At 62.3% G+C, this 12,953-nt stretch carries 2 protein-coding genes; both read left to right on the forward strand.

What is annotated here, in order from left to right; genetic code table 11:
- Positions 1-6,723, forward strand: a 6,723-nt coding sequence (locus tag ACO54Z_RS01840) for a spherulation-specific family 4 protein (RefSeq protein WP_485995480.1), incomplete at its 5' end; no start/stop codon positions are given.
- 82 nt (positions 6,724-6,805) lie between these two features.
- Entirely contained in the window at positions 6,806-12,727 is a 5,922-nt protein-coding gene (locus tag ACO54Z_RS01845) for an Ig-like domain-containing protein (protein WP_485995481.1), read from the forward strand.
- Positions 12,728-12,953 lie beyond the last annotated feature (226 nt).

The raw sequence follows: 12,953 nt of genomic DNA on the forward strand, positions 1-12,953 counted from the left end.
GCGAAGATTACCGTCAAGGCGACTTACACCGACAATGCCAACCACGCCGAAGACCTGACCAGCGCGGCAACCGATGCCGTTACCGACGGCAATACCCCGCCGCCTGCGACCAACCACGAAGGCGACGTCGCCATCAGCGGTGTTGCCAAAGTGGGCGAAACACTCACCGCACAAGTGGCGGATCAGGACGGCGTTGACCCAAGCAAAGTTAAATACCAATGGCTGCGCGACGGGCAGGAAATCAGTGGTGCGACCACGGACAGCTACAAGCTGACCGCAGAAGATGTCGGCCACAAGATTAGTGTCAAGGCGAGCTACACCGACAACGCCAACCACGCCGAAAATCTCACCAGCAGCGAAACCAGTAGTGTCAGCGATGGCACCAACCCGCAACCGCCGCAGCCGGGCGAGAACCACGCCGGTACGGTGACGATTAGCGGTGTCGCCAAAGTGGGCGAAACCCTGACCGCGCAAGTGGCGGATCAGGACGGTGTTGACCCGAGCAAAGTCAAATACCAATGGCTGGCTGACGGTAAAGAAATCAGCGGCGCGACCACGGACAGTTACACGCTGAAGGCCGAAGATACTGGTCACAAGATTAGCGTCAAGGCGACCTATACCGACAACGCCAACCACGCCGAAAATCTCACCAGCAGCGAGAGCGATACCGTGGTGGATCCGGCCAACCAGCCGGGCAGCGTCACCATCAGCGGCGAGGCGAAGCTCGACCAGACGCTGACCGCGGAAGTGCATGACGGTGACGGTGTGCCGGAAAAAGTCAGCTATCAGTGGTTCGCCGACGGCAAGCCGATTGATGGCGCGACCGACAAGACCTTCAAGCTGACGACCAACGAGCTCGGTTCGCGGATTACGGTGCAGGCGACTTATGATGACAACGCCAAACACCACGAATCGCCGACCAGTGCGCCGACGGCGCAGGTCAGCAATGACCAGCCGACTTTCCCGGCACCGACGCTGGAAAAAGGCACGGGGGCAGAGCAGGGCGGTGTCACCATTACCCCGCCGGAAGGGGCAACCTACTTGCATATAGGCTTCCAGTATCATGGCCAAATGAAGGAGATTACCCTTGTTCGCGATAACAGCAGTAGTCCGTGGTACACACGCGACGAACTGCCGGGAGGAGCGACCCTGGATGCTACCAGTGGCAAAGTGAAACTGGCACCAGCCATCGTTGACGACAACAGTACCGTCAGTGCTGTGGCTGGAGTTGGTTCGCGCTACAGCGACACCGCCTCCATCCAGAGCGACCCGGACAGCGGACAGGTCAACCCGACCACGCCGGAAGTTTCGCTGGCAGGCGACGACAAAGTCGTTGAAGGCCAACCGGCGAGCTATACCCTGCGTTTGAGCAAACCGGCCGAAGCGGACATCACCGTCAAGGTCAGCATTGCCCACGGCACCACCGATGACGGCAACGTCAAGGCGGAAGAACGCACCGTCACCATTGCCAAGGGACAAACCGGCGCGACCTTGACCGTCGAAACGCTGGACAACAACACCTTCCAGCCCGACCGCAATTACCGCGTGGAAATCACCGAAGCGCAGGGCGCGACGGTGAAAGACGGCGGCAAGACCGTGGAAACCACCATCAGTGACAACGACCCGCCGAGCGTGCCGCAGATGGCGGCAGGCAGCGAGCCGGGCAGTATTGACATCACCCCGGTCGCCGGCACCAAAACGCTCACCGTCAATTACCCCGACGAGGCGGGCGCGGCGCAGACCGTGAAAGCCACCCGCAATGACCGCGGCGAGTGGGTCAGCGAGGAGCTGCCGGAAGGCGTGACGCTGGATGCGCAGAGCGGCAAAATCACGCTGGGCGCGAAAGCAGTACAGGACGGCGGCAAGGTGAGCGCACACAACGACTCCGAATTTGCCGAAGGCGCAGTGGGCGAACTCAACGCCGGCAACAACGACGGCACCAACCCGCCGCCGCCGGTACAGCCGAACCACGAAGGCACCGTCACCGTCACCGGTGATGCCAAAGTGGGCGGCACGCTGACCGCAGTGGTTGCCGACGAAGACGGCGTACCGAGCGAAGGCGTCAAATACCAGTGGATGCGTAATGGCGAAGCCATTGACGGCGCCACCGAGGGCAAATACACGCTGACTGCCGCAGACGCCGGACAACAAATCACGGTGAAGGCGACTTACGAAGACAACGCGCACCATGCCGAAAGCCCGGTAAGCAGCGGCACCAACGTGCCTAAAGACAACCCGCCGCCGACCGCCGACTTCCATGACGACTTCTCCGCCTACCCGGCGGGCAGCGACTTCGCCCAGGGCAGCACCTTTGGCGAATGGCGCGTCATCCAGAGCGGTTACGGCCACGTCAAGGTCGTCGATGACGGCAACGGCAACAACGTGCTGGAGCTGAAGCCGAAAGTGCAGAGCGGCGAAAGCGCGACCTCGTCCACCGAAGTCATCGGCCCTGAACACGGCAGCGACTTCACCTTCAGCGGCACCATCAGCACACCGGAACAACTGCGCCAGGGCGCCGCACCGCACGCCTGGGAAACCGGCTGGCTCGTCTGGAACTACACCGACAACGATCACTTCTACTACTTCGTGCCGCGCGCCAACGGCTGGGAGCTGGGCAAACGCGACCCGGCCTACAAGGGCGGACAGCGCTTCATCGCCAGCGGCAACGAAAGCTGGCCGCTCGCCGATGCGAAAGAATTCAGCATCAGCAAGCACGGCAACACCGTAGAAATCAAAATCAACGGCAAAGTGGTCACCACCATCACCGACGACAGCGACGCTTACAGCGGCAATGGCCGGGTCGGCATCTACAGCGAAGACGCGCGCGTCCACGCCGACAACATCAGCCTGAGCAAACAGGCGAACATCGAAGGCAAGGCGAACCATGCCGGCAGCGTCAGCATCCAGGCGGACAACACCGGCACCCTGCACGCGACCATCAACGACGGTGACAACGTGGACAACAGCAAACCCGTCAGCTACCAGTGGTACGCGGGCAATGATGCCATTGCAGGGGCGACCGGGGCGGATTACACCCCGACCGGCCAGGCTACGGGCATCACCGTGCGCGCGACTTACACCGACGGCAACGGCCATGTGGAAAGCATTGTCAGCCCGCTGGCCAGCGCCAGCAACGGTGGCAGCAACCATCCTGGCAGCGTCACCATCGAAGGCGAGGCGCGCGAAGGCACCATGCTCACCGCACACGTCAGCGATGCCGATGGCGTTGATGCCAACGCCATCCAGTACACCTGGCTGCGCGACGGCAACCCGATCAACTTCGTCAAGGGCAACACCTACACCCTCACTGGCGAAGACGTCGGACACCAAATCAGCGTTCAGGCGTACTATCACGACAAGGCCGGACACGAAGAAAACAACGTCATCAGCGCGAAAACTGCCGCCGTGGTGGATGCTGCGGCCGACATCCCGCCGCAACCGCCGACGGAAAACCACGCACCGACCGGTGCCGTCACCATCAGCGGCTTGGCGCAGGCGGGTTCTACCCTGCATGCGGGCAACACCCTTGCCGACGAAGATGGCATGGGCGAGGTCAAATACCAGTGGCTGCGTGACGGCAACGAAATCAACGGTGCCAACAGCGCGCAATACACGCTGACCAATGACGACGTTGGCCATAGCATCAGCGTCAAGGCGAGCTACACCGACCAGAAAGCGCATGACGAAAGCAAAGATAGCCTCTCCAGCCTGAAACCGGCTGCGGATGGCACCGCGCCGAGCTATAACTATGACTACGGCGAATCGACGATGGATTGGGCGGGCTTCAAGTGGGTAGCACGCGGCGATGGCTTCAAAGAAGGCGGGCCGCAGGCAAACCACAAATGGTCAAAAGCCAACGCGCATCTCGACGGCACGAACATGGACCTTTCCATCACCAATGCCGACGGGCATACGCCAGTTGCTTCTGAAATCGTCTCGACCCGCGCCATGGGCTACGGCACCTACGAAGCGACCTTCAAGGCGGATTTCAGCAAGTTCGACAAATACAGCGTCTTTGGCTTCTTCACCTTTGACTGGTCGCAGGACAAAGTGGATGACGGCTACCGCGAAATTGACGCAGTGGAAATCTCGCGCTGGGGCGACAGCACCCTGAAAGGCACGACCACCTACTACCCGCACAGCAGTAGCACAGGCGTGCATCCGCAGCCCGATAGCGTCTGGCCGGAAGACTGGACGCATGGCACAGTCAAACTGGAGTGGACGCCGCAAAAAATTTCCTGGACGCTGCGCAACGCCGATACTGGCGAAGAAGTAACCAAGGACATCACCAGCGACATCGTCAAGCCGGACAACCAGCAGATGCACTTCAACCTGTGGACGTACAAACCGCAGCACGACAGCAAGAAAGACGGCTGGCAAGATTCCGCGAAAGACGCCGAGCAGAAGGTTACCCTCGAATCCTTCAGCTACACCCCGCTGAAAGACGACGGCAGCAACCACTCCAACACGCCGGCACCGCACGGCAACGGCAACCAGCCGACGCCGCAACCGCCTTCCGGCGAAAACCACAAGGGCAGCGTCACCCTCAGCGGCGAAGCGAAGATTGGTCACACCCTGACCGCGCAGCTCACCGACGCCGACGGCGTACCGGAAAGCGGCATCACCTGGCGCTGGTACGGCAACGACAAACTGCTGCCGGAACAGCACGGCCAGACCATCAACCTCGACAACGCCGTCAAGGGAATGCAGTTGCGCGCCGAAGCGGAATACACCGACAAGGCCGGCCACGCGGAAAAACCGGTTAGCGACCTCTCGCCTGCGGTCGTACCGGAAGCCGCCAACAGCGGCGACCTCATCCCGCCGCCGGCAGCCGATGCGCCGCGCGTCACCCTCTCCGGGCAGACCAGCGTGCTTGAAGGCAAACAGGCGTCCTACACCGTCAGCCTTGACCAGCCTGCTAGCGAAGACGTCAGCGTGGACGTGCGCATCAAGCACGGCAGCACCGACGCCAGCGATGCCAACCTCACCTGGAACATCCAGCGCGTGGTTATCCCGAAAGGCTCCGTATCCAAAGACTTCACCGTTGATACCCACGACGGTGACGGCAGCGAAGGCACGGAAACCTACACCGTGGAAATTGCGAACGCCCTGGTGGGCAACATCAACGCGGGCGACAAGCCGTTCACCGGTACGGTCAGCGCGCAATCGATGATTATCCCCGCCTACAAATACCCCACCGGTGGCTGGGAAACCGACACCTACTGGGACAGCGTACACAAGGCGGGCGGCGGCAAGGTGCCGTATGCCGTCATCAACCCGGCCAGCGGCGTTGGTGAAAAAGCCAACAGCGACTACGTCAAGCTCATCAACGACAACGACGCGGTTGGCATCAAAAACCTCGGCTATATCCGCACCGTGTACCAGACGCGGCCGATTGAAGAAGTCAAGGCAGAAGTGGACAAATACCTGGAGCTCTATGGCAAGGACAAAATCCACGGCTACTTCTTTGACGAAATCAGCGCGCTTAACAACCATGCGACAGCCTACATGGCGGAGCTCTACCGCTACGTCAAAGAAAAAGCGGGCAACAAACTGGTGATGGCGAACCCTGGCACCCACATCACCGACGCGATCGCGCCCTATGCGGACATCTTCGTGACGAGCGAAGTCAGCGCCAAGACCTACCTCAACAACTACGAACAGCCGAAGAGCGCCTTTGAAAACGACCCGGCCAACGCGCATCGCATCATGCACATGATTCATGACGTGACGCCCGACCAGTACGACGCCGTTATCAAGGCCTCGCGCGAACGCAACGCCGGCTGGGTCTTCCCCACCAGCGACACCCAGGAAAACCCGCTGCCGGAAGACCAGCGCGAAAAACATCCCGAACAGGATGGCAACCCGTACAACGCGCTGCCGCAGAACTTTGAGCAGCTTGTCGCGAGCGTCAACAACCTCGGCCAACCGGCCGACCCGACGCAGCACGGCACGCCGGGCAAACTGACCGCAGCCAACATCGGCAACGACAACGTCACCACCGAAATCGTCGAAGACACCCCAAGCGCCAACCTCGAACAACACGAGACGCCGCAGGCCGTCCACGACGACGCGGCACTGGCCAGCGCCAGCGACGGTGCAGAAGCCGCGCACCCGCACGACAGCACCACGCACCAGCACGGCGGTGACGGACACGACGTACTGGTCAGCGACGGCATCGACACCGCCGCCTACAGCGGGCTGATGAACCTCGACGGCGCGGATTTGCTCAACTACCTCGGCGAGCACAGCAGCGAACTGCTTGCCGCCAGCAAAACCGCCAGTAACCACGCGCTGCACGGTGGCGCGGGTGATGACACGCTCGTTGCCGGACACGGCGCGGCGTTGCTCGAAGGCGGCGCGGGGGCGGACACCTTCGCCTATCTGCTCGACAGCAACGATGCGGCGAGCTGGCAACAGCCGGGCAAAATCCTCGACTTCAACCCGCACGAAGGCGACCGCATCGTGCTGGCAGGCGACGAACACCTTGCCCATGCCAAACTGGAAGTCAGCGAAGACGCCGGCGGCCAACACCTGCACGTGACCGACGACGCCGGCCACACGCGCAGCATCGACATTGCCAGCCAGGGCGGCAAGACCCTCAGCGCAGAGGATATCCTCTCGCACGTGGACATCGCCGCGCCGAAAGCCTACGAGCCTTCGGCGTACAGCGCCCCGCAAACCCACCACTTGCCGCAGGAAGATCACAGCCATCTCATCTGACGGCACCCCAGGAAGCTAAGAAAAGTGCCTGTCGCAGCGATGCGGCAGGCACTTCACTGCAAACAACAAACAGGACAGTCACATGGCAAAAATCACCCTCACCCTGAACGAACAAACCAGCGGCCAGTCGGTCGCGCGTTACAACCTTGATACCGGCGGCAGCGCGCTGCACATCCAGGCGCAAAACGGCGTTAACTACCAGTTCACCGATGACGCGACCGGCCTCGGGCCGCAGGGCGTCACCGCCACGAAGCAGGGCAGCGACCTCGTCGTCACCCTCGACGGCAGCGGTCCCGATCTCGTCATCGAAAACTACTTCGGTCAGGGCCAGGGCGCGCTGATTGGCGTCCAGGCCGACGGCAGCTTCACCAGTTACCCCGTTGCCGCCGCGCCGGAACACACCCTTGCCAGCGAAATCGTGACCGAACAGGCACTCGGCTCCGACCAGGTGCCCATCGCACCGCTCGCCGTGCTGGGCGGTGTCGGCCTGATTGCGGGCGGCATCGCCCTTGCCAATGACAAGGACGGCAAATCGCACCCAGAACCTGCGCCCGCGCCGGCACCGGACAACAACAACTCTGGTAACAGCAACACCCCGCATAGCCCGGAAGCGCCGCCGGTACCGACCCCGAATCAGCCGAGCAACCCGCCGCCGATGCCGAGTCCCTTGCCGCGACCGGACGTCACCCCGCCAAGTTCCAACCCCTCCAATCCTGGCCCGGCCGTTCCCGGCCCGAACCCGCCGGGGCCGTCACCCAGTCCGAGTCCCAGCCCCTCGCCGAACAACCCCAACCAGCCCAAACCCGGCAGCGCGCCGATCGCCGCTGACGACAAGGAAAGCGCCTCGCCCGGCGAAACCGTCACCATTGACGTGCTGAAAAACGACTCCGACCCGGACGGCGTCACCAACATTGACGTCAACAGCGTCCGTCTGCTCGACGCCGCCGGACGCCCGGTCGCCACGCTGAAAGTTCCCGGTGAAGGCGAATGGAACGTCACCTTCAACGGCCACGTCACCTTCAAGCCGGAAGCGGGCTTTACCGGCAACCCGACCCCGGTGCAATACACCATCAGCGACGCCGAAGGCCACACCAGCAAACCGGCGAAAATCACCCTCACCTACGACCCGACACAGCAACCGAACACCCCCGGCGCCGTCTTGCTCGAAGGCGAGGCAAAAATCGGCGGCACGCTGAAAGCCGTTGTCGCCGACAACGACGGCGTCCAGCCCGGCACCGTCAAATACCAGTGGTTTGCCGAAGGCGACGCCATCCCCGGCGCGACCGGCGAAAGCTACACCGTCACCGCTGCCGACCGTGGCAAACACATCAGCGTGTACGTCAGCTACACCGACGGCAAAAACCACGTGGAGACGCACAACGGCACCACCGGCATTATTGGCGACACCGTCACTCCCACCCCCATGCCGAACCCGACGCCGATGCCGCAGCCCAACCCCAACCCGGCGCCCAACCCGCTCAATCCAAGCCCGCAAATGCCGGGCCATCCGGGCATCCCTGACCCGAACCTGAAAGCCTACCAGCCGGTACTCTACGACGACACCGTGAAGGCGCACCGTGGTGGCAAAGTCACCATCAACGTCGTCGACAACGACACCGACGCCCAGCGCGACATCGACCCGAACACCGTCCAGCTGCTGGACAAGGACGGCAAGGGCGTCACCCGCCTCGTCGTGGACAAACAGGGCGTGTGGACGGTGGGACGCGGCGGCAACGTCACCTTCACCCCGGACAAGGACTTTGACAAGGGCAACCCCGACCCGGTCGAATACGTCCTTTCCGACCGCAACGGCAACCCCAGCTACAACCGCGCCAAAATCACCATCGAATACCCCGATGCCGCCAACAACCAGGAAGGCAAAGTTGAGCTCGTCGGCGCGACCAAAGTCGGCCAGACCCTGATTGCGAACGTGGAAGACGCGGACGGCGTGCAGCCGGAAAACATCAAATACCAGTGGTTTGCCAACGGCGACGCCATCACCGGCGCCAACGGACGCAGCTACACCATCCAGCCGATAGACCGCGGCAAAACCCTCACCGTCCACGTCGAATACAAAGACGGCGCCGGCCACGACGAAGCCTTCTCCAGCCAGCCCAGCGCCCCCGTTGACGCCGCGCTGACCCCGACGACGCCCACCCCGACCCCGCCGCCAAGCGCACCGAACAACCCGCCGAGCGGCAACGTCACCATCAGCGGCACCGCCAAAGTGGGCGAAAAATTGACCGCATCGAATGACCTGCAAGACGCGGACGGCATGGGCAACGTCAAATACCGCTGGTTTGCCAACGGCGAAGAAATCGGGCAGGGCGACAGCTACACCCTCAAAGCCGCCGACAAAGGCAAAACCATCACCGTCAAGGCGGAGTACACCGACGGCAAGAACCACGCCGAAAGCGTCGAGAGCGCGAAAACGGCGGCAGTCGCCGACAGCGGTACCACCCCGCCGCCGACCACACCAAACAACCCGCCGAGCGGCAACGTCACCATCAGCGGCACCGCCAAAGTGGGCGAAAAATTGACCGCATCGAATGACCTGCAAGACGCGGACGGCATGGGCAACGTCAAATACCGCTGGTTTGCCAACGGCGAAGAAATCGGGCAGGGCGACAGCTACACCCTCAAGGCCGCCGACAAAGGCAAAACCATCACTGTCAAGGCGGAATACACCGACGGCAAAGGCACCGCTGAGTCCGTCGAGAGTGCGAAAACGGCGGAAGTCGCCGACAGCGGCACCACCCCGCCGCCGACCACACCGAATAACCCGCCGAGCGGTAACGTCACCATCAGCGGCACCGCCAAAGTGGGCGAAAAATTGACCGCATCGAATGACCTGCAAGACGCGGACGGCATGGGCAACGTCAAATACCGCTGGTTTGCCAACGGCGAAGAAATCGGGCAGGGCGACAGCTACACCCTCAAGGCCGCCGACAAGGGCAAAACCATCACCGTCAAAGCGGAATACACCGACGGCAGACAGCACGCCGAATCCGTAGAAAGTGCGAAAACGGCGGCAGTCGCCGACAGCGGCACCACGCCGCCGCCAGGCGCGCCGAACCAGCCAGGTACCGTCACCATCAGCGGCAAGACAGCGGTCGGCGAGACCCTCACCGCCACCGCCCACGATGACGACGGCGTACCGGCGAACGTCAACTACGGCTGGTTTATCGACAACAAACCGGTGGGCACCGGCGCGAATTACACCATCCAGCCGGGCGACAAAGGCAAAACCATCACCGTCAAGGCCATCTATACCGACGGCGCCGGACACGCCGAAATCGTCACCAGCGAGCCGACCGCCGCCATCACCGACAGCGGCACCACCCCGCCGCCGACCACACCGAATAACCCGCCGATTGGCAACGTCACCATCAGCGGTATCGCCAAAGTGGGCGAAACCCTGACCGCGTCCAACGACCTGCAAGATGACGACGGCATGGGCAGCGTCACCTACCACTGGTACGCGGGCGGCAAAGAAGTCGGTACCGGTGCGAGCTACCAGCTTACCGAAGCGGACAAGGGCAAAACCATCACCGTCAAAGCGGAGTACACCGACGGCAAGAACCACGCCGAAAGCGTCGAGAGCGCAAAAACGGCGGCAGTCGCCGACAGCGGTACCACCCCGCCGCCGACCACACCGAACAACCCGCCGATTGGCAACGTCACCATCAGCGGTATCGCCAAAGTGGGCGAAACCCTGACCGCGTCCAACGACCTGCAAGATGACGACGGCATGGGCAGCGTCACCTACCACTGGTACGCGGGCGGCAAAGAAGTCGGCACCGGCGCGAGCTACCAGCTCACTGCCGCCGACAAGGGCAAAACCATCACCGTCAAGGCGGAGTACACCGACGGCAAACAGCACGCCGAAAGCGTCAGTAGCAGCGCGACTGCCGCAGTAGAAGACAGCGGCACCACCCCACCGCCAGGCGCGCCGAACCAGCCCGGCAGCGTTGCCATCAGCGGCGAGGCCAAAGTCGGCGGCGAACTCACCGCCACCGTCAGCGACGGCGACGGCGTACCAAACAGCGTGCAATACCAGTGGCTGCGCGACGGCCAGCCGATTGACGGCGCGACCGGCAAAACCTACCGCCTCACCGCCGATGACGCTGGCCACAAAATCACCGTCAAGGCGGCATACAGCGACAACGCACATCACGCTGAAAACCCGGTGAGCGAAGCGAGCGACATCGCCGCCAATCCGCCCGCCGAACAGCCGACGGTCAGCATCAGCGGCAGCGACAAAGTCAACGAAGGTGAAGCGGCGACTTATACCGTCACCCTCGACAAGGCGAGCGACCAGCCGGTCACGGTCACCGTCACCCTCAAACACGGCGAGACGACAGATGCTGATTTCGCCCAGCCGGTCACGAAAAACCTCACCATCCCGGCGGGCGAGACCAGCGCGACCTTCAGCGTCAACACCGCGGACGACCGCCTGCCGGAAAACAACGAGCACTACCGCATCGAAATCAGCGCACCGCAAGGGGCGAAACTGGATGCGGCCAAGACGGGCGTGACCACACAAATCATCGACAACGACGAAAGCGCGGCGAACCACAACGGCACCAACACCGACACCACCTTCGCCGGCGACCGCAACGCCGACACGCCGTACTTCGTCAACGTCCTGGACAGCGGCTACAACGGTAATGGCCACCTCCTCGGCCACAAACCGGGCGAAGGCATCAAAGTCACCTACGCCTTTGCCACCACGCCTGACGACAAAGACGAGCCGGGCAACACCATGAGCGGCTTTGCCACCTACAGCGAAACGCAGAAAGCGGCTATCCGCACCGTGCTCGATCACATCGCCGAACACGTCAACGTCAAATACACCGAAGGCACGAACGCCACGCTCAACTTCTACAAACACACGATGGCAACAGAAGATACCGTCGGTTACGGCGTCTATGGCGGCGGCGTGCATCTCAGCGCCGAACGCTTCAGCGCCGATGACGCCTTCCGCAGCGACATCCCCTACAAACTGGAGGCGGATGACAAGCTGACCGAATACTACGGCTGGCACGCTGCGCTGCACGAAGTCGGCCACACCCTCGGCCTCAACCACACCTTTGACAACGACGCACCGACACCGAACCTCGACAAAGTGGAAGACCGCGACGACCTCTCCGTCATGTCCTACACCGTAGCCGAAACCGCGAAAGTCCCGCGAAGCGACGGCGATGCCTGGATTGCACCCATTCCGCAAAACAAACTGGGCATCTATGATCTCGCCGCGTTGCACCACAGCTTTGGCGTCAACCCGAACTACCACAGCGGCGACGACACCTACGGCTTCAAAGAATTCAACAAAGACGCCGTTGGCAACGACATCTACATCCACGACGGCGGCGGCCTCGACACCTTCGACGCGCACGAACAAACGCTGGACCTCAACATCGACCTCACCCCGGGCAGCTGGATCTACGCGGGCGAAAAAACCGCGCATCTGGCGCTGAACAACGACGGCACGCCGACCGAACACCAAATGTTCATCGGTTACGGCACGCAAATCGAGAACGCCAAGGGCGGCAGCGGCAACGACACCATCAAGGGCAACAGCGCCGCCAACTACCTCTTCGGCTTCGACGGCGACGATACCATCGACGGTGGCGCGGGCAACGACCAGATAGAAGGCGGCCGTGGTGCCGATACCCTGACCGGCGGCAAGGGCGCGGATCACTTCGTCTTCGCCAGCCCCCTGGACGGCAAGGCCGACACCATCACCGACTTCAGCTTCAGCGAAGGCGACCTGCTGCAACTCGATCACCACATCTTCACCGCGCTGGAAAGCGGCACCCTTGCCGCCGACCAGTTCGTGGCCGGCAAAGAAGCCAAAGATGCGAACGACCACCTGCTCTACGACCGCACCACCGGCGAACTCGCCTACGACCCGGACGGCAGCGGCAGCGCGGCGGCAGTCACCATCGCCCGCCTCGGCGCGAACCACGATTTGGATCACAACGGCATCCAGATCATCTGACGCTACCGTCAACCCAAAACCCCGCCCCGGCGGGGTTTTTTATGCGGCAGTTCGTGCCGCCGTATCGCATTGACGTGCGTCGCTTACGGGCTGTTTATAGCCATCCACCGAAAGCCTCATACGGTGTTGCGTCGCCTGACCGGGCACCCTAAAAAATGGCGAAGCCATTTTTTAGGGCCTGTTGACAACTATGTGAGACTTAAAATCGTAGCCGCCAAATAAATAT

The sequence above is a fragment of the Cardiobacterium sp. genome, from assembly GCF_057314735.1.

Excerpts from the sequence above, each read along its gene's own strand:
- ACO54Z_RS01845 (WP_485995481.1), top strand. The coding sequence starts at position 6,806 with ATGGCAAAAATCACCCTCACCCTGAACGAACAAACCAGCGGCCAGTCG.